This window comes from Zunongwangia sp. HRR-M8 (genome assembly GCF_027594405.1).
In the GTDB taxonomy this organism is placed as follows: Bacteria; Bacteroidota; Bacteroidia; order Flavobacteriales; family Flavobacteriaceae; genus Zunongwangia.
Map to the genome: position 1 here is coordinate 2,567,187 of NZ_CP115161.1, position 19,741 is coordinate 2,586,927.

Genomic DNA, 19,741 nt, shown 5'->3' on the forward strand with positions numbered 1-19,741 from the left:
GAAAATGGGGCTTTTTCCCCTTTGTTATGCGAATCTTTTAAACTACATTTGAAATATCATTTTAGTTAGCTAAGGTGTTTTGGGGCAAAAAAGTGTCGATAGATTGTGAAGTAATTCTGAGTAGGGTCTTTATTACTTCGTTAAACATCTAGTCGGCACTTTTTTATTTTACAGCGATTCCTGAATCAAAAATTTAATCTTCTCGTTTGTTAATTTTTGAGCAATAGTTCTTATACCCTCACTTGTTAACTGCAAAACTCTTGGATAACCTCCAGTAGTTTGACAATCTCTCATTAAGACAATTAATTTTCCTGAAGGTGTTAATTGCACCGTACCGGGAATTACCGGTCCTGTAATTATAGGGTCGAGCTCATTTGATAATTCTTCTTGCAACTGTATCGCCATTCTGCTATTGTTTTGATCGATACTAAATTCTGAAGCTTCCAATTGGGATTTTTTTTCTTCTGAAAGAAAATCGAATTCTGGCCCTTTATAGACTTCAATCTTCGAAGATCTTAAATACTTATCATCAAACTTTAAAGCTGCAAAGGTTTCAATTTTACTTAATGCATCTTCAGTAAAAGGAATTTCCATTCCCTTTTGTAACTTCTGATGGTCGCTAATTCCTTCATACCAGCTTTTACTTCCTAAAATTTCTTCCGTGGCAAAACCACCGGAAATTGCCACGTAAGCCCTGCATCCAGAAATTCTTCTTCCAAAACTTAGAATATCGCCATTAGAAATTTCTATGACTGTATTATTTTCAAGTTCGTTAGCATTCAATTTCGGACTAAGAAAAGCTCCTGAAATTACGATCTTTGTTGCGGCGGTAAATTCTAGTTTAGGCCCCATCATGGTAACTTCCAAAACTGCATCATTCGCATCATTCCGCAACATAAGGTTAGCAGTTCTTGCTGCATATCGATCCATTACTCCGCTTGCGGGAACGCCGTATTTCATATTCCCAAATCTTCCGTAATCCTGAATGCTACTAAAAAGTCCCGGTTGTAAAACTTTCATTTTACCCATTTCGCTCTAGTTTTTTAAGTTGAAAATTCCCGTGTTTAATTTGCTCCTTTATTTGCCTATATTCTTGCTTATCTATACTCTTAAATTTGATGCAATCTCCCGACAAAATTTGCGTAGGAATATCTTCATTTTTATCAAAGAAAGTAAGCGGACAATTACCAATAATTTGCCAACCACCGGGGCTCACTTTTGGGTAAATTCCTGTTTGATTTTCACCAATTCCCACAGCCCCTTTTTCGATCTTCATTCGGGGTTGTGATTTTCTTGAAATCTGAAGTTTTTTATCTAGCCCACCCAGGTATAAAAATCCGGGTAAAAAACCCATAAAATAAACTCGGTATTCTGGCTTTGTATGCAGTGAAATTATTTCTGAAATTTCCAGTTTTTTCTCTTTTTCAATAAGTTCAAGATCGATACCAAAATCAAGATCATAACACACGGGGATTTCAAAAACACGACTATCTATATTTTTTGTATTATTGTTATGCTGAAAAACCTCTTTAACGGCTTCTAGGTCACTATAAGCATCTTCTATAGTAACAAAGTAATTAACTAATATCGAGTTATATGTATTGATTACTTCAACTTTTTGTTTAACATAAAGCTGCTGAATCAATCTTTTATAAAACAATACTTTTTCTAGTAGTTTCTCGCTTATAATTTGGTCAAACTGAACCAAAATTGCGCTATCGCCTAACAAAGAAATTTGCGGTAATTCCTTACTCATGTGTTTTTGATCTTTATATTTTCTTCGGAAAATTTTTGATGTAAAAATCGTATAATTTCAACTGAATTTTTGGTGTCGCTGTGCAGGCAAAAAGTAGTTGCTTTACAGGGCAAAATTTGGCCATTTTTTGCTGTAATTTTTTGCTCCTGGAACATGCCTAAAACATGATTGAAAATAGCCTCTTTTTGTTCGATTACTGCATTCGATTTCGACCTACTTACCAATGAGTAATCAGCTTCATAATTTCGATCTGCAAAAGCTTCAAAAATCATATTTATTTTGCCTTTTCCAACTTCAGAAATAACAGAATTAAGTGGTACAAAAAGACTAAAATCGCTTTTGATTTCCAGCATACTTTCCACTACAATTTGTGCTATTTTTTCATCTTTTGCTGCATCATTATAAAGTGCTCCATGAGGTTTTACATGATGTAGTTTCGCTCCTTTTTCTTCAGCAATATGTTGTAAAGATATTACCTGATCCTGGATACTTTTTTTTAGAGCTTCCGCAGAAATCGCTATCGATCTTCTTCCAAAATTTTTCTTATCAGGATAAGATGGATGTGCACCAATATTGGTTTTATTTGCTATGGCAATATCTAATGTTTTTTCCATTATACCTAGATCACCAGCGTGGCCACCGCAGGCAATATTACAACTGGAAATTAAGGGCATTAACAAATGATCGTAATCACCACCTTCACCAAGATCGCAATTAATATCTATCTCTTTCATGGTCTTATTTTTCTAGGATTTTAATATAAAGTTTTTTCCGTAGAAAAGTGCAAAAGAAATGATAAGCCTTGTATATTGCTAAGATTTGAAGTTTATAAGGCCATTTTATAAAACCGTGTAGATTGATTTTGCTCCCAGAAATACAGCTATAGCAATGACGATAAAACCAAAAATGTTTTGAGTAAGTGTATTTTTGTAATCACCTAATACTGAGGTTTTATTCACTACCCAAAATAGGAAAATCGCAATGACCGGAAGTAATATTCCGTTGGCAATTTGTGCAAACTGAATTAATTGTATTGGCTGAATCTTTAAAGAAGAGCAGAAAACACCCAAAATGACCACACTTGCCCAGACTACCTTAAATTTACCCGACTTAAGATTAGTTTGCCATCCCAAACAACCTTTTACCACATAAGCGGCCGCAAGTGGCGCTGTGATCGAAGAGGTAATCCCGGCGGATAATAGACCAATAGCCATAAACCAGGAGGCAAAATCTCCAAAAACAGGTTTTAAACCTTCGGCCAGATCTACCGCATTGTTTACGCCATCTAATCCAGAAGCTCCACCGCAAATTAAGATCGCCATAGAAACGATTCCGCCCAAAACTATCGCAATAATCAATTCGATTTTAGCTGTTTTAAGATACTTTTTTCCTTTCCATTTTTCACTAACCAACGAAGCGTGCAAAAACAAATTATAAGGCACTACAGTAGTCCCTACCAAAGCGATGACCCCTAAAATTCCGCTGGAAATATTATTCGGTATAAATCCATTTAAAATTTCAGTAATATCAGGTTTTACGAATATAGCGGTGATAATAAATGCGAGGCTCATTAATATGACCAACGCGATAAAAATCTTCTCTAAAACTTTATAAGTTCCTATCCAAAGAATCGCAAAAGCTACCGCTCCAACAGCCAGACTCCAAAGATTTATTTCAAAATTTGATAAACTTACATGTTGCTCACCAAAAACGGCCTCTAACCCCAAAACAGCCCCGGTAATATTACCGGCTTCGTAAGCTGCATTACCAATAACAATCGCTGAAAAAATTAAAGCAAGAGCAAGGAATCGCGATAAAGGATTTTTAATCTCGGCTCGAATATTATCGCTTAATCCTTTTTGAGAAACTACACCCAACCTGGCCGCCATTTCCTGCAAAATGATACATGAAAAAATGGAAAGTAATAATGCCCAAAGTAAAGAATAGCCAAAGTTAACACCTGCCAAAGTACAGGCCGTTACAGTTCCTGGTCCTATAAAAGCCGCAGAAACTAAGATTCCCGGACCTAATTCTTTGAGATAATTCTTCAAATTATTATTTATCTCTGCTTAAAGCATAAATTGCAAAAGTTCCTAACCAGTGCCCACCTTCGTAAGAATCTCCTACCAAATTAGGAAAAGAATAAGATAAATGATTGTCCGCAAGCGAGCTTAAATGCCCAAATTTTTCTGGATAAGTATCGGCTAAACCATTAAAAACCCAGGCACGACTAAAGTTTAAGCCATCTAAGTGTACGAGCTTACCATCACTCCTATCAGAAACTTCTCCTACTTCAATAGAAAAATCTTTTTCCATCAGTTCTGGCATAAAGTCTTCTATCCATAGAAAAAATGCATTTTTAGGCATAATTCTTCTCATTATATCTACCTCTTCCAAACAGGGCGATAAAAAATCATACCCACTAGGCTCCCAAGCAATGGGGCAATTATCATCTTTCAAATAAAAATCTTTGGCCCTTTTGGAAATAATTTCTTGCAGGTCTCTATTGTTAGCAGCTACCGCATAGTCATACGCGAAACCTAAACCAAAAGCAGTGTTTGTGTGCTCTCCTACCCTAATTGGATAATTTAATTTTGGTAAAAATTCTAAATATCTTGAAACAATTAAATCCGTAAGCGGTTGCAAATTTTTATCGAGTTGAACTGCCATAGGATCATCCCAGGTTTTTAATTCTTCTGCAAGTTTCAATAACCAAGCCCAGCCGTAAGTACGCTCATAACTCAAAGCCTGAGGTCTTTTAAAGTAATCAACTTCAGCTTTGATATTCTCGGCGGTTAAGGATGTTTTTAATTTTTCGCGAATTTCGTCTGCTTTATCAAGATTAGGAAAACGTTTTAAAAGTGCCACTAAAGACCAATGTCCATGTACAGAACTATGCCAATCGAAACAACCAAAAAATGCAGGATGCAATTCTTTAGGTTCCCCTATAGCTTCGGCATTTTCCAGCGTTTGGCTTAATTTATTAGGATATTGTGTTTCAACACATTCTAACGGAAGTTCAGCAAGACGATTTGCTTCTTCTAGCGTAAATTCGACAGTAGTTTCAGGATTTATAGTTTCTGTAATTGTCTCTACATCAATTAAAGAATCAGATGAGGTTTCCTCTTTTTGCTCTGGATCACTAGCTGTTTCTTTTTTGCAGGAAAAAAGACTAAAAGCTGCAAGAACAAGCACTATTTTTTTCATGAATCGAAATGGATTGAAAATTCAGGAACAATTTATCAAAAATTAATTACAAAAATTTAAAGGTCTTGCTAAAAAGCAAAAAGATTTAGCCCAACCAGCCCTCTCTATCTAAACTTCGATATTGAATGGCTTCGCTTATGTGCATTGCTTTAATTTCTTCGGAAGCTTCTAAATCGGCAATTGTTCTGGAGACCTTTAATATTCGATCATAAGCTCTTGCAGAAAGATTTAAGCGCTCCATCGCCGATTTTAATAAATCTTTTGAAGCCAAATCCAAACGACAAAATCTTGAAATTTGCTTAGTTCCCATTTGCGCATTATAATGTATATTTTCGTACTCTAGAAATCTTTGAGTCTGTAGTTCTCTGGCTTTAGTTACTCGTTTTCTAATATCGATACTGTTTTCTCCCTTTCTTTCTTCGCTAAGTTTATCGAATGGAACCGGAGTAACTTCAATGTGAATATCTATTCGATCCAAAAGAGGACCGCTTATTTTGCTTAAATAGCGTTGCATTTCGGCTGGTGAAGAAGTTACCGGGGCATCTGGATCATTAAAATAACCTCCTGGGCCGGGATTCATACTAGCAACCAACATAAAACTGGAAGGATAAGTTACTGTAAACCTAGCTCTAGAAATGGTAACCTCGCGATCTTCTAAAGGCTGTCGCATCACTTCTAAAACACTACGTTTAAATTCGGGTAATTCATCTAAAAATAAAACTCCGTTATGTGAAAGTGAAATCTCTCCCGGCTGCGGATAAGCGCCACCTCCAACAAGTGCGACGTCTGAAATTGTATGATGTGGACTTCTAAAAGGTCGCTGAGCCATTAAACCATGATCTTTTATTTTACCAACAACACTATGAATTTTAGTCGTTTCTAATGCTTCATGTAAAGTCATAGGTGGTAAAATGCTTGGTAATCTTTTAGCAAGCATTGTTTTACCGGCTCCCGGTGGGCCAATTAAAATGATATTGTGCCCTCCGGCTGCGGCAATTTCCATACATCGTTTGATAGATTCCTGTCCTTTTACATCGGCAAAATCATGCTCGGGATGATCTAAGTGATTATAGAACTCTTCTCGAGTGTTGATTGTGGTTTCAGGTAATTCTATAGCTTTATCAAAGTGATCGCAAACTTCTTTAATATTATTTACGCCAAAGACTTTAATATCTGAAACTATCGCCGCTTCTTTGGCATTTTGCTGCGGTAAGATAAAGTTTTTAAAACCTTCTTGTTTTGCCTTTATGGCAATAGGAAGTGCTCCCTTGATGGGTTGTAAACTTCCATCAAGGGATAATTCTCCCATTATTATGTATTCTGAAATATTTTCGGCTTTAATTTGGCCAGAAGCTGCCAAAATACCGATAGCAAAAGTAAGATCGTAAGCCGATCCTTCTTTTCGAAGATCGGCCGGAGCCATATTCACTATAATCTTTTTTCCCGGAAATTTAAATCCGTTATTTTGTAATGCTGCGGCAATTCTAAAACTGCTTTCCTTTACCGCATTATCTGGCAATCCTACTAAATGGTAGCCTATGCCTTTGTCTATATTTACTTCAACTGCAACAGTTGTTGCTTCTACTCCAAAAACAGCACTACCATAAACTTTTACCAGCATTTAAAGAAAGTTTCTTTAAATCTAGTAAAATATTCTTTTTAGTAAACTGTTATTTAAGCAGTTAACACATTTTTACGATAATGTTCTACTAAAGCATCGATAGGACGTCTAACGATATTCCCTACTTCTATACCGTAAGGTTGAAGCACGGCTTTAATAATATCCTCGCTAAAATAAGCGATAGTACCAATAAAATGTACCGGTGTTGTACGACATTCTGGATAACAAAGAACTCTAGAATGTATAAAATCGGTTAATCCTTCGTGTACTAGTTTGTAAAAATATCCATTTCTTTCATTAGCAAAAATGAATTCTGCAAAAGAAGCCAAATAAGTATTTGGATTGTCCTTCTGGTAGATATTTTTCTTAATTTCATCACTGGTTAAGTCAAATTTTTCTTCAAATTTAACCGCCAATTCAGGGGGCATTCTTTTGTAGTAATAGTCACGGATCAATCTTTTTCCGAAGTAATTACCACTAGCTTCATCCATCAAAATGTATCCTAAAGACGCCACAGATTGATGAATATTCTCTCCATCAAAATAACAAGAGTTAGATCCCGTTCCTAGAATACAAACGATACCAGGTTCTGTAGTAGCAGCGTAAACAGCAGCGACCATATCTTCTTTTACCATTACATCATCTGCATTGGTAAAGAAATTACCAATAATTCCTGCTAATAGCGCACTTGGCTTTGCAGTACCACATCCAGCACCAAAAAAGTGAACTCGTTGTACTTTGTCTTTTACTTCCCTTAGATCTGCATTTTCTTCTATACGTTGTTCTAATACTATTTCTGGAAATACAGCCGGATTTAATCCTTTAGTTCTGGTTTTAAATATCTTTTCTCCGGAAGCGTCCATCAAAATCCAGTCGCACTTTGTAGAGCCACCATCTGCTATTAGTATCATTTGTTTAGGTATTGATTAGAGATAAAAAAGCCTGAAAAACTATGCAAATTCAAAATTCTGAATTAACGCATAACTTTTCAGGCTTAAAATTAGTTAATTATAGAGAAGCTACGTGAGCAGCTAAATCGATAAGTTTTGAAGAGTATCCATACTCATTATCGTACCATGCGATTAACTTGAAGAAGTTATCATTAAGTGCGATACCAGCTTCAGCATCAAAGTTACATGTATGAGCATCTGATACATAATCCTGGCTTACTACAGCCTCATCTGTATAAGAAATCACACCTTTGTAATCTCCATCAGCTGCTTTTTTGAAAGCTGCTTTAATTTCTTCGTAAGAAGTAGCTTTTTCAGTTTTCACTGTAAGATCCACAACAGAAACATCTGTAGTTGGAACTCTAAAAGCCATCCCGGTAAGTTTTCCTTTAAGTGAAGGAATTACTTTGGTTACAGCAACAGCAGCACCAGTAGAACTAGGGATAATGTTAGCCATAGCACTACGTCCTAATCTAAAGTTTTTCTTAGATGGAGAATCTACAGTGAATTGAGTTGAAGTAGATGCGTGTACAGTTGTCATTAATCCTTCTACTAAACCAAACTCATCATCAATCACTTTTGCAAGTGGTGCAAGACAGTTAGTAGTACAAGAAGCGTTAGAAACGATATCCTGATCTGCAGTAACTTCGTTATGATTTACTCCCATAACAAACATTGGAGCAGTTTTAGAAGGTGCAGAAATTACAACTTTTCTAGCGCCTGCTTCAAGGTGAGCTTTTGCATTATCTAAATCTGTAAAGATACCAGTACAGTCTAAAACAACTTCTACTCCTGCATCTTTCCATTTAAGGTCTGCTGGATTTTTTTCAGAAGTTACTCTAATTGTTTTTCCGTCTACGATAAGACTTCCGTCTTTAACTTCAACAGAACCTTTAAATTTACCGTGTACAGAATCATATTTTAAAAGATAAGCCAAATGATCTACATCTAATAAATCGTTGATAGCTACTACTTCTACTTTCTCACTTTGAGCTGCTATTCTAAAAGCAATACGCCCTATACGGCCAAAACCGTTAATTCCAATTTTTGTACTCATTTTTCTATTTTTAAAATTTAAACTGAAGTGATGTCTGCCACCCTCCTTAATTCTTTATCATATTTTGCTTCACCGTTGATAGCGGTGGTAAGTGGAACGCGAACAACTTTTTGATGGCTTAAACCAATCATTACCTTAGAGTCGCCGTCTATTAAAGCTTCTACAGCTCCTACTCCTAATTTGCTTGCCAGAACACGATCAAAACAACTTGGCCTACCACCTCGCTGAATATGTCCTAAAACAGATACTCTTATGTCGTAACCCTCTAGCTGCTCTTCTACATGTTCTGCGAGCTGAAAAATATTTTTTCCGCTCTTTTCTCCTTCAGCGACAACGATAATACTAGAAAGTTTGCCGGACATTTTACTTTTTCTAAGCGATTCGAGCATTCGCTCTAAGCCTTCATCTTCTTCAGGAATTAGAATTTCCTCTGCTCCTGCTCCAATTCCACTATTCAGTGCAATATCGCCGGCGTCTCTTCCCATAACTTCGATAAAGAATAATCTATTATGAGAACTTGCTGTATCTCTAATTTTATCTATAGCTTCAACAACAGTATTTAAAGCTGTATCGTAACCTAAAGTAAAATCTGTACCACTTATATCATTATCGATTGTGGCCGGAATACCTACTATTGGAAGATCAAATTCCTGGCTAAAATATATTCCACCAGTAAAAGTACCATCTCCGCCTATAACAACCAAAGCGTCAATGTTATTTTTTGTTAATTGCTCGTAAGCTCGTTTTCTACCCTCTTTGGTTTTAAACTCCATAGAGCGGGCAGATTTAAGGAAAGTACCACCTTTATTTATGACGTTACGTACAGATCTCGCATTCAGTTCTTCGAAGTCTCCTTCCATTAAGCCCTGATAGCCACGATAAACTCCAACGCAGTCAATTTTATAAAAAGAACAAGCTCTAACGACCGCTCGTATTGCGGCGTTCATTCCGGGAGCATCACCTCCAGATGTTAAGACACCAATTTTTTTTATTTTATTTGCCATCACCTCAAATCTATTTTAAATCTTAATTATAACCTAATTTCATTCACAACTAAATCGATTGCGGTTAATAACTAATAAAAACAGTCTCAAAATGAGACTGTTTTTAGGATTTTGTGAATTTTATTATCAGTTTATTAAAATTTTATATTACTAAGGTAAATATCCCATATTATAGGATTTTTTACAATCCGAAAACTTTTTCGCTTTCTAAATATTTAAAATTCATTGGCAATTATAGTTTAAAAACGTGAGGATTGAGTTTGAAGATTTTCTTTAAAAATTTAATAATTAAACTTCTCCTCACTCAATATTGATTCCTATTGAATTAACATGGCATCCTGAGCCTTAATACGTAAAGTTTCATTTAGCTGAATGTTTTCTCCGGAAATAATTTCCTTCCCAGATGTCGAATCTTGGATTCCTTCAGCATACTTTTTTAGAGCTAAAATCTGGTCTTCAGCACTGTTATTGATTACCACCATTACACGGTTTTCATCATTATATCTAAAATACACATACACATTTTTTTCAGGTAAGAATTGAAGCATCTTGCCAAATTGCAGCACTTCATTTTCTTTTCTGAAATTCAACAATTTTGAAGTGAAGTCAAAATATCGATTTTGAGTTTCCGTTCTTCCTTCCGCAGTAAAAGCAGATTGCTCATCGCCTTCCCAACTACCGGGAAAATCTTGTCGAATCGCACCATCACCTTTAGCTTTATCGCCACGCATTCCTATTTCATCTCCATAATACAATTGCGGCGTCCCTCTTACGGTAGCAATCATCGTCATCGCCATTTTGTACTTCCGGAAATCACCATCGTAAATTTCATTAAATCTACCGGTATCGTGATTCCCCATAAACACCAATAAATTATCGGTATCGGCATATAAAAAGTCATTTACAAAATTCTCGTAAGCTTTTATCATTCCACGATCCCAGCTGGCATCTGGCTCATTAAACATCGATGTCATCGCATCGTGCAAAGTAAAATCCATTACCGATGGTAAATTGGAATTGTAATCCTGAATAGCACCAATCGGGCTATCTTTTTGCCAGTAACTTATTTGCGCCTGATCGTGCATCCAAACTTCTCCAACGATATTGAAATTAGGATATTCATCCATGATTGCTTTTGTCCATTTTGCGATACCTTTTTTATCATTATACGAATAGGTATCTACACGAAAACCATCTAAACCAGAATATTCGATCCACCAGATCGCATTCTGAATTAAATAATTAAGCACCAAAGGGTTACTCTGATTCAAATCGGGCATCGTACCCGTAAACCAACCATCCACACAATAGGTAAAATCACGTTCCGATTTGTGCGGATCGTATTGTGTGGTCATTCTATAATTTGAGTTTTCGTAACCCGGAAATTGATGTATCCAATCGTAAGTTGGCAAATCTTTAATCATCCAATGTTCACTTCCCCAATGGTTGGTTACATAATCCATAATCAACTTCATATCCTTTTGATGAAGCGCATCGGCTAAGCGTTTATAATCTTCGTTAGTTCCGTAACGAGGATCGATCCTGTACACATCACTTTGCGCATACGTATGATACGAATATTCAGCATCATCGTCTGCCAATAAAGGTGTACTCCAAAGTGCGGTTACTCCCAAATCTTCTAAATAATCTAAATGATCGATAATACCTTGAATATCGCCACCATGGCGGCCACCTTGTTTAGAACGATCGGCTTTTTCCTGCATTTCTGCTGAAGAATCATTTTTTGGATTGCCATTGGCAAAACGATCGGGCATAATTAGATAAATAGCATCACTGGCATCAAAACCTTCTCGCAAGGCTGAACCCTTGGCTTGTTGTTTTAATTCAAAAGCTTTTGTGATGGTTTTTTTTCCTTTTTTACTGAAAGTAAATTCGTAATCTCCAGCAGCAAGATCGCCTGAATTGATGGTTACAAACACATAATTTGGATTTTCAGTTTTCCGAATAGTATTGATGATTACTTCATCTTCTGAAGAAACCTCGTATGTACCGATATTTTTTCCGTAGAACATGATCTGAAGTTCTTGCAGCTTCATATCGCTCCACCAAAAAGGTGGTTCCATTTTATCGATTTGCGCTTGTATTACTCCTGAAAATAATAGCAAAAGTGCAACAAGATTAAGGCTTATATTTTTTTTCATTATTTACGTTTTAGCTAGCATTTTTTCTTCCTAAACCTTGGTTTATAAGTTTAAGCAGTTTGTAGGTTGGATAAATCCTTTACAATGAATGGTTTTAAAACACTATCCCGGAGCAAGCCCGGGATAGTATTTTCTAATTTTATTTTTTGAAAACTTATATTTTAAAAAGACTATTCTTTCTCGAAAATACTTATGGCATAACCTCCGCCCGGTGCAGAAGTCAGTTTTAAAGTAGTTCGGTTGGTCACTGTTTTTTTAGTGATTTTGTAGGCTTGTGGATTGGTTTTATAATGCGCATCCTTAGCATCAGCATAAATGGTGGCTTCATATTTTTTACCCTCTTCTAAGAAATCAAGTTTGATTTTTGACGTTCTTGATTCATTTCCATTCACATTTCCTACAAACCAATTTCCGGTTCCTTTTGCTTTTCGAGCAATCGTAATATAATCGCCCGGTTCAGCTTCTAAATACAAACTCTTATCCCAATCTACCGCCACATCTTTTATAAACTGGAAAGCATCTGGAAAACGTTCATAATTTTCAGGAAGATCAGCAGCCATTTGTAACGGACTGTACATGGTTACATACAAGGCTAATTGATTGGCAATGGTAGCATTTAAATGAGAATTGTTATCAGGATTTAATTTACTAATATCCATTTCAAAAATACCCGGTGTATAATCCATAGGGCCGCCAATTAAACGTGTAAAAGGTAAAATAGTAACATGATTAGGATTAGAGCCACCAAAAGCTTGATATTCAGTCCCTCTAGCCGATTCGTTTCCTATTAAATTTGGCCAGGTTCTACGTAATCCGGTAGGTCGAGCAGCTTCGTGGGCATTTACCATAATTTTATAATCAGCTGCTTTTTTAACCGCGTATAAATAATGATCTACCATCCATTGCCCGTAGTGAAATTCTCCACGTGGGATAATATCGCCTACATAACCGCTTTTAACCGAATTGTAACCATATTTTTTCATGAACTGGTACGCTGTATCTAAATGACGTTCGTAGTTTCTTACAGAACTAGAAGTTTCATGATGCATCATCATTTCTACGCCTTTAGATTCAGCGTATTCTTGAATTTCTTCTACATCAAAATCTGGGTATGGAGTTACAAAATCGAATACATAATCTTTCGATTTTCCAAACCAATCTTCCCAACCTTCATTCCATCCTTCAACTAAAACGGCATCAAAACCATTTTCAGCAGCAAAATCTATATATTCTTTTACGTGTTTAGTATTCGCTCCATGCGTTTTATTAGGTTCTACTTTAAAAAAATCGGTTTCTCCTAATTTTACCGATGGCAGCTCATTGGTATAATTCCAACTACTTTTACCGGTAATCATTTCCCACCAAACACCAATATATTTAATCGGTTTTATCCAAGAAGTATCATCAATTTTATTGGGTTCGTTTAAATTTAAGGTAATATTAGATGCTAAAATATCTCGTGCATCATCGCTCACCATAATGGTTCGCCAAGGAGAAACTGCCGGCGCTTGAATATACCCTTTGTTACCTTGTGCGTCTGGAGTTAACCAAGACTCAAAAATTAAATTTTTATCATCTAAGTTTAAACTCATTAACGAATAGTCTTTTAAAGCAGCTTCATGTAAATTAATATACAAACCCTCTTTAGTTTTCATCATTAAAGAAGTTTGTACTCCAGTTTTAGAAAACTGTGTTTGTGATGCATTAGAAGTCACTGCTCCATCAAACTTATCGCGTATTTCGGTTAATTTGGATTTTGTATAATCATACTCCTGCGTATCGTAATCTCCGGGAATCCAAAAAGCGGTATGATCGCCCGTCATCGCAAATTGTGTATGCTCTTCTTTAATCACAAAATACACTAAATTTTTTTGCTTCGGAAATTCATATCGAAAACCTAGACCATCGTTAAATAAACGAAATCGAATAATCATTTTTCGATCTTCTGATGGCTGATTTAGCGTCACTGCCAACTCGTTATACTGATTTCGAATTTCAGATTGTTCACCCCAAACCGGTTTCCAGGTTTCATCAAAAGTTGACGTTTCTGTATTGGTAACTTCAAAAGAGTTTACTAATGATTTTTCATCATCTTTAAGTTCTAAACCTAATTTGCTGGGTTTTATAACTTCCTTGCCTTTATAAAAAAGTTGGTAGGTAGGAGAACCATCATCCTTCAAATTAAATTTCATTTTAAAATTATCGTCCGGCGACGATAATTCTTGCGATCTCCCTAGCGCCGAGACCAAAAAAATACTTACTACTACTAAAAAATTTCTCATAATTATATACTTAGGTGTTTTGGACATTTATTTCTTTTCCATTAAGCAAAATGCTTAAAGGCTTATTTCCTTCAACCAAAAATGTGGTCTGTTTTTGACCAATATTGATGGTTACAATCTGATTTCTGAAATTCACTTTAAAACTAAAGCTTTTCCATTGTTTCGGCAATTTTGGGGTAAACGATAATTTTCCATCCACAACACGCATTCCTCCAAAACCTTCTACAATACTCATCCAGGTTCCCGCCATGCTTGTAATGTGGCAACCTTCTTTTACTTCGTGATTATAATCGTCTAAATCCAATCGAGAAGTCCTTAAATAAAAAGTATAGGCCTGTTCCATTCTACCTAATTTCGCTGCCTGAATACTATGTACACATGGCGATAACGAGGATTCGTGAACGGTAATAGGTTCGTAGAAATCGAAGTGTTTTTCTAAGTTTTCTTCGGAAAAATGATCTTCAAAGAAATAGAAACCTTGAAGTACATCGGCCTGTTTGATGTAGCAACTTCTTAAAATGCGATCCCAACTCCAATTTTGGTTAATTGGACGCTGGTTTTTTGTAAGCGTACTTACCGGTTCAATTTCTTTATCTAAAAAACCATCTTGTTGAAGATACACGCCAAATTCCTCAGAATACGGGAAATACATATTATCAGCTACATCTTTCCACTTCGCAATTTCTTCTGAATTTAAATTAGTTTTGGCCAAAATTCGAGCATGATCTTCCGCATATTCCGCTTTAATTTTCTCGATATTTTCGATACAGTATTCGATACACCACTTCGCTAAATAATTAGTGTACCAGTTATTGTTTACATTATTTTCGTATTCATTTGGTCCGGTAACGCCAAGAATTACGTATTTATTTTTGTTTTTACTGAAGTTTGCGCGTTGCTGCCAAAATCTTGCAATCGCGATCATTACTTCCAGCCCCATTTCTGGCACATAACTGTAATCTCCTGTAAAACGAACGTAGTTGTAAATGGCAAAAACCATGGCTCCGTTACGGTGGATTTCTTCAAAAGTAATTTCCCATTCGTTGTGGCTCTCTTCTCCGTTCATCGTTACCATCGGGTAAAGCGCCGCTCCATTAGTAAAGCCTAATTTTTGTGCATTTTCTATTGCCTTTTCTAAATGATTATACCTATATGTCAACAGGTTTCTAGCCACCTGCTGATCTTTGGTTGCCATATAAAACGGAATACAATACGCCTCGGTATCCCAATAGGTGCTACCACCATATTTCTCGCCAGTAAATCCTTTTGGGCCAATATTTAATCGTTCGTCTTTTCCTAAATAAGTTTGATTTAGCTGAAAAATATTAAAGCGAATTCCCTGTTGCGCCTTTACATCACCATCGATGGTAATATCGGCCATTTCCCAGATTCTTGCCCAGGCTTCTTTTTGCTCCTGAAGTAATTGTGCAAAACCTGAAGTTGTCGCTTTTTGCAATACAATTTTTGCCGCTTCAATTAACGAATCTTTCTTATGATTCATATCGGTTACATAACCAGCATATTTTTGAAGCGCAATTTTTTCTCCTTTATTCACTTTTACCGAATACGAAATACGTACCTGATCATCAGCTTTTTCAACTTCACCTTCAACCTGAATTTTTTCTCCATTTACCGTAATTTCAGATTGCATATAGGTACCTACATGATATTCGGTTTTCAAAGTTTTAGAAACAACAAAAGCCTGATTATTTTCAGCCTTAATTTCTAAAGTCTGCCAGAAACGCTCTTCCCAATTCGCATCTCTATTGGTGATCCCACCATCCAAATATGGCGTAAATTTTATAACAGCATCGCTGTTTAGAACCTCAACTTCATAGTTAATAGCTCCTAACTCATCATCGACGATCGAAAGGAAACGAGTTGCCGTAACTTTTATTTCAAGATCATTTGGCATCACCGCAATAAAACTTCGTTGGTGATAGCCTTCTTTCATATTTAATTCACGCACAAAACCTTTTACCTCTTTACAGGTATTAAGATCTAAAACTTCATTATTTACACTTACATTAATTCCTATCCAGTTTGGCGCGTTAAGTACTTTAGCGAAATATTCTGGATAGCCGTTCTTCCACCAACCCACTTTTGTTTTATCGGGATAAAAAACACCGGCGATATAATTTCCCTGAAAGGTGTCGCCAGAATATTGCTCTTCAAAATTGGCACGTTGCCCCATGGCTCCGTTACCTATGCTGAATAAACTTTCTGAAGATTCGACGCGCGTGGCATCAAAACCTTCTTCTATAATGGACCATGCATCTGGTTTAATATAATCCTGATTCATTCGTTATTTTATTTATTTTGGAGTAGATTTTTTAAAAATTCGATTGAGATCTCTGTAAAATCATTGAAGATATAATCGGCTTCATGAAGTGTTTTTTCTTCGCCAATCCCAATGCTTATCATTTCACCTTTCTTCGCTGCCTGTACTCCGGCCACCGAATCTTCAAAAACGATACAGTTTTGCGGAGCGATATTCAGTTTTTCAGCAGCAATTAAGAAAACTTCAGGATCTGGTTTCGCTTTACTTACGTCTGTACCATCTACAATTGCAGCAAAACCATCCTTTAAGTCTATTTTCTTTAAAATATGACGTGCATTTTTACTCGCCGATCCTAATGCATACGGAATGTTATTTTCTTCTAAATAATCCAAAACTTTTTGCACTCCCGGAAGCACCTCTCCTTTATCCATCTTATTTACATAAGACAGGTAATTCTCGTTCTTTAACTGCATTTGGCGATTAAACTCTTCTTCTGAAAGTTGTTTATTTCCCCAGTTCAGTATCTTTTTTAGCGAATCTACCCGGCTCACTCCTTTTAATTCTTCATTCTGCTCTTTGGTAAAATCGAAACCTAAATCATTAGCCAGTTTTTTCCAGGCTAGAAAATGAAATTTTGCAGTATCTACGATTACACCATCAAGATCGAATATGATAGCTTTTTCACTCATTTTAATGTTTCTTGAATTCTTAGTTAGTAGCAATATTAGATGAGACTTCTTCGTCTACGTCGTCTATTCTAATGGTAAGGATCGCGGCAATAATAAAGGCAATACCACTCATCATTAATGCATAAATAGGATCACCGCCATAAAGGTATTTTACCATAGGCCCGCCTATTAGCGCATTGATTATCTGAGGCACAACAATAAAAAAGTTAAAAATCCCCATATAAACACCCATTTTTCGAGGTGGTATCGCTCCGGCTAAAATAGCATAAGGCATCGCCAGAATACTGGCCCAGGCAATACCAATACCAACCATGCTTAAGATCACCCAATTTTCATCTGGCATTACATAGATAGAAAGCAAACCTGCTCCACCAATAAGTAATGAAATGATGTGCGTTTTTTTACGGCCTACTTTTTTGGCAATTACCGGTAAGAAAAACGCGAAGACAGCAGAAACGGCATTGTAAACTCCAAATAAAATCCCAACCCAATCTCCTGCATCCTGATAGGTCTCACTACTAGAATCTGAAAGTGGCAAACCATAGATATGATGTGCAATGGCTGGGGTAGCAAATACCCACATTCCGAACAATCCAAACCAAGAAAAAAATTGCACCCAGCTTAGCTGACGCATCGTGTGTGGCATTTTTACAAAATCGGTAAAAATATCGGTGATCTTAGATTTCTCTTCTTCTGGAACTACTTCATCTGGTTTATCTTCCTGAGCGTGAAAATGCTCTAATTCTTCTGGACTATACTCTTTAGTTGTAAATACCGTAATTAAAATACTTACTATTAAAACCACAGCACCAATAATAAAAGATAAAAGAAGATTTAAAGGAATCTCCCCTTCCGCAGCTCTATTTGTAAATCCAAACCAATTGGTTAATACATAAGGTAACCATGAGCCTATTACAGCTCCAATTCCAATTAGTACTGTTTGAATACTAAAACCTAAGGTTCGCTGATCACTTGGAAGGTTATCGGCCACTAATGCTCTAAATGGTTCCATGGCTACGTTAAAAGACGCATCCATTATCATTAACATCCCGGCACCAACCCATAAGGATGGCATAATTGCGGTAAATAAATCGGCATTTGGCATTAAAACCAAACCAATGGCAGCCAATATTCCACCTGTTAAGAAAAACGGTCGGCGTCTACCCAATTTCGTCCAAGTGCGATCACTATAATAACCAATGATAGGTTGAACGATCAAACCGGTAACAGGAGCGACGATCCAAAACCATGAGAGATGTTCGACCTCTGCACCAAAAACCTGAAGAATACGGCTTGCGTTAGCATTTTGCAATGCAAAGCCCATTTGGATTCCTAGAAAACCGAACGTCATATTCCAGATTTCCCAGAAACTTAATTTGCGTTTCTGCATATCGTAATTTTAAATGGTTACGATAAGCACTAAGACTTATCAAAACTTAATTTAGGTAGGAAGTAAAAATATAAGCTTTGATAAATTAACTAATTTGGGGATAAATATAATTAATAATTTAAAGATTGCTGCATTAAATCACTACTTTGTTGATTCGCGTTCTATTAAACCTGTATCTACGATGATAGTTTTATAACTTTCTTCTTCGTTAGGTGATTTTTCTAATTTTTCAATTAATAATCTTGCTGCTTCCTCTCCCATTCTACTCCCATGCTGACTAATAGTGGTTAAACTAGGAATAAAACGTTTCGACAATTCACCATCAGTAAAACCGATAACCTGAACATCATCAGGAACTTTTTGTCCTTTTTCCTGAACCGCACGTACAGCATCTGCTGCAAAATGTTCGTTTACGGCAAAGAGCGCATCAAAATCTCCTTCTTTTATAAAAGCTGAAATTTCCTGCTCTACCTCTTCCATATTCTCTATTTTCAGAATATTTCTTTCATTTACATCAAATCCATTTTCTTTAAGCGCATCTGTATATCCCTGAGTTCTTAATTTCCCCACACTAATATAATCTACGGTAGAGATAATCCCTATATTTTTGGCTCCTTTATCTATAAGACATTGAACAGCCTTTTTCGCTCCTTTTATATCATCAATGATAACCTTGTCTGATGGAATTTGTTCTACCGAACGATCAAAAAGCACTAAAGGCATTCCCTGGTTCACCACTTCAGTTAAATGATGATAATCCTCTTTTTGCATGGTTTCTTTAGCCACAGAAACTATAAAACCATCTATACTACCATTGGCCAGCATTTCCATATTCAATACTTCTTTATCAAAACTGTTGTCTGAAAGGCAAATAATAACACTATAACCACGCTCATTTGCTACATGCTCTATTCCGCTAATAACCGTAGTAAAAAAATGATGAATAATCTCTGGAATAACAACACCTATGGTTTTTGTTTTTCGATTTTTAAGACTTAGCGCAATATTATTGGGTTTATAATTATATAATTTGGCAAATGCCTGTACTTTTTTTCTGGTATCTTCCCCTATCTCAGGACTATCCCTTAAGGATTTAGATACGGTTGAAATTGAAACATCTAATTCTCTTGCAATTTGCTTTAAAGTAAGTTTTGGCCTCATAAAATTAAATCTACATGATTTGCGCTCTTCCAATATTCCAAAAATACTATAAAATCATAGTTTCTTTTACGATTTAGAGATTTTCCAGGCGTAAAAGAGAAAAGTTTTCAACACTACAACGTTGTAGTGTGCTTTCATTGACATATCCTCAAAAAAAGAAGATAAAATTTATATAATTTTA

At 36.1% G+C, this 19,741-nt stretch carries 15 protein-coding genes; all 15 read right to left on the reverse strand.

Annotation, left to right across the window (positions count from 1 at the left end):
• Positions 1–168: 168 nt before the first annotated feature.
• The gene (locus tag PBT89_RS11055) at positions 169–1,020 is read right to left on the reverse strand and encodes a biotin-dependent carboxyltransferase family protein (protein ID WP_333474133.1); all 852 of its coding nucleotides are present in this window, start codon (positions 1,018–1,020) and stop codon (positions 169–171) included.
• A gap of 1 nt (position 1,021) precedes the next feature.
• Positions 1,022–1,756, reverse strand: a complete 735-nt coding sequence (pxpB, locus tag PBT89_RS11060) for a 5-oxoprolinase subunit PxpB (RefSeq protein ID WP_270061960.1) — start codon at positions 1,754–1,756, stop codon at positions 1,022–1,024.
• Positions 1,753–2,490, reverse strand: coding sequence for a 5-oxoprolinase subunit PxpA (pxpA, locus tag PBT89_RS11065; protein ID WP_270061961.1), 738 nt, complete (start codon positions 2,488–2,490; stop codon positions 1,753–1,755). The genes pxpB and pxpA overlap by 4 nt, the downstream gene beginning before the upstream one ends.
• 105 nt (positions 2,491–2,595) lie before the next feature.
• Positions 2,596–3,807 (reverse strand): Nramp family divalent metal transporter, encoded by a 1,212-nt coding sequence (locus PBT89_RS11070; protein ID WP_270061962.1) that lies wholly within the window; start codon positions 3,805–3,807, stop codon positions 2,596–2,598.
• Between the two features lie 4 nt (positions 3,808–3,811).
• On the reverse strand, positions 3,812–4,963 hold the full coding sequence (locus tag PBT89_RS11075; RefSeq protein ID WP_270061963.1) for a DUF2891 domain-containing protein: 1,152 nt from the start codon (positions 4,961–4,963) through the stop codon (positions 3,812–3,814).
• 85 nt (positions 4,964–5,048) lie between these two features.
• Complete coding sequence (locus PBT89_RS11080; RefSeq protein WP_270061964.1) at positions 5,049–6,584, reverse strand: YifB family Mg chelatase-like AAA ATPase; 1,536 nt, start codon at positions 6,582–6,584, stop codon at positions 5,049–5,051.
• Between the two features lie 53 nt (positions 6,585–6,637).
• Positions 6,638–7,495, reverse strand: coding sequence for an N-acetylglucosamine kinase (locus PBT89_RS11085; protein ID WP_270060918.1), 858 nt, complete (start codon positions 7,493–7,495; stop codon positions 6,638–6,640).
• Between the two features lie 97 nt (positions 7,496–7,592).
• Positions 7,593–8,591 carry a type I glyceraldehyde-3-phosphate dehydrogenase gene (gene gap, locus PBT89_RS11090; protein ID WP_270060917.1) on the reverse strand — a complete coding sequence of 333 codons (999 nt, stop codon included), beginning with the start codon at positions 8,589–8,591 and terminating at the stop codon, positions 7,593–7,595.
• Positions 8,592–8,608: 17 nt separating this feature from the next.
• Positions 8,609–9,595 carry a 6-phosphofructokinase gene (pfkA, locus tag PBT89_RS11095; RefSeq protein WP_270060916.1) on the reverse strand — a complete coding sequence of 329 codons (987 nt, stop codon included), beginning with the start codon at positions 9,593–9,595 and terminating at the stop codon, positions 8,609–8,611.
• Positions 9,596–9,912: 317 nt separating this feature from the next.
• Positions 9,913–11,757 carry a glycoside hydrolase family 13 protein gene (locus tag PBT89_RS11100; protein ID WP_270061965.1) on the reverse strand — a complete coding sequence of 615 codons (1,845 nt, stop codon included), beginning with the start codon at positions 11,755–11,757 and terminating at the stop codon, positions 9,913–9,915.
• A gap of 170 nt (positions 11,758–11,927) precedes the next feature.
• Entirely contained in the window at positions 11,928–14,039 is a 2,112-nt protein-coding gene (locus PBT89_RS11105) for a glycoside hydrolase family 97 protein (RefSeq protein ID WP_270061966.1), read from the reverse strand.
• Between the two features lie 10 nt (positions 14,040–14,049).
• Positions 14,050–16,341: a glycoside hydrolase family 65 protein gene (locus tag PBT89_RS11110; protein ID WP_270061967.1), complete on the reverse strand. Its 2,292-nt coding sequence runs from the start codon at positions 16,339–16,341 to the stop codon at positions 14,050–14,052.
• An 8-nt stretch (positions 16,342–16,349) separates the two neighbouring features.
• Positions 16,350–17,009, reverse strand: coding sequence for a beta-phosphoglucomutase (gene pgmB, locus PBT89_RS11115; RefSeq protein WP_270061968.1), 660 nt, complete (start codon positions 17,007–17,009; stop codon positions 16,350–16,352).
• Positions 17,010–17,028: 19 nt separating this feature from the next.
• Positions 17,029–18,399 carry an MFS transporter gene (locus tag PBT89_RS11120; protein WP_270061969.1) on the reverse strand — a complete coding sequence of 457 codons (1,371 nt, stop codon included), beginning with the start codon at positions 18,397–18,399 and terminating at the stop codon, positions 17,029–17,031.
• A gap of 141 nt (positions 18,400–18,540) precedes the next feature.
• Positions 18,541–19,560, reverse strand: a complete 1,020-nt coding sequence (locus PBT89_RS11125) for a LacI family DNA-binding transcriptional regulator (RefSeq protein ID WP_270061970.1) — start codon at positions 19,558–19,560, stop codon at positions 18,541–18,543.
• Positions 19,561–19,741: the final 181 nt, after the last annotated feature.

Coding starts and splice junctions, on each gene's coding strand:
- PBT89_RS11055 (WP_333474133.1), bottom strand. CDS start 1,020: ATGAAAGTTTTACAACCGGGACTTTTTAGTAGCATTCAGGATTACGGA.
- pxpB (WP_270061960.1), bottom strand. CDS start 1,756: ATGAGTAAGGAATTACCGCAAATTTCTTTGTTAGGCGATAGCGCAATT.
- pxpA (WP_270061961.1), bottom strand. CDS start 2,490: ATGAAAGAGATAGATATTAATTGCGATCTTGGTGAAGGTGGTGATTAC.
- PBT89_RS11075 (WP_270061963.1), bottom strand. CDS start 4,963: ATGAAAAAAATAGTGCTTGTTCTTGCAGCTTTTAGTCTTTTTTCCTGC.
- PBT89_RS11080 (WP_270061964.1), bottom strand. CDS start 6,584: ATGCTGGTAAAAGTTTATGGTAGTGCTGTTTTTGGAGTAGAAGCAACA.
- PBT89_RS11085 (WP_270060918.1), bottom strand. CDS start 7,495: ATGATACTAATAGCAGATGGTGGCTCTACAAAGTGCGACTGGATTTTG.
- gap (WP_270060917.1), bottom strand. CDS start 8,591: ATGAGTACAAAAATTGGAATTAACGGTTTTGGCCGTATAGGGCGTATT.
- pfkA (WP_270060916.1), bottom strand. CDS start 9,595: ATGGCAAATAAAATAAAAAAAATTGGTGTCTTAACATCTGGAGGTGAT.
- PBT89_RS11100 (WP_270061965.1), bottom strand. CDS start 11,757: ATGAAAAAAAATATAAGCCTTAATCTTGTTGCACTTTTGCTATTATTT.
- PBT89_RS11105 (WP_270061966.1), bottom strand. CDS start 14,039: ATGAGAAATTTTTTAGTAGTAGTAAGTATTTTTTTGGTCTCGGCGCTA.
- PBT89_RS11110 (WP_270061967.1), bottom strand. CDS start 16,341: ATGAATCAGGATTATATTAAACCAGATGCATGGTCCATTATAGAAGAA.
- pgmB (WP_270061968.1), bottom strand. CDS start 17,009: ATGAGTGAAAAAGCTATCATATTCGATCTTGATGGTGTAATCGTAGAT.
- PBT89_RS11120 (WP_270061969.1), bottom strand. CDS start 18,399: ATGCAGAAACGCAAATTAAGTTTCTGGGAAATCTGGAATATGACGTTC.
- PBT89_RS11125 (WP_270061970.1), bottom strand. CDS start 19,560: ATGAGGCCAAAACTTACTTTAAAGCAAATTGCAAGAGAATTAGATGTT.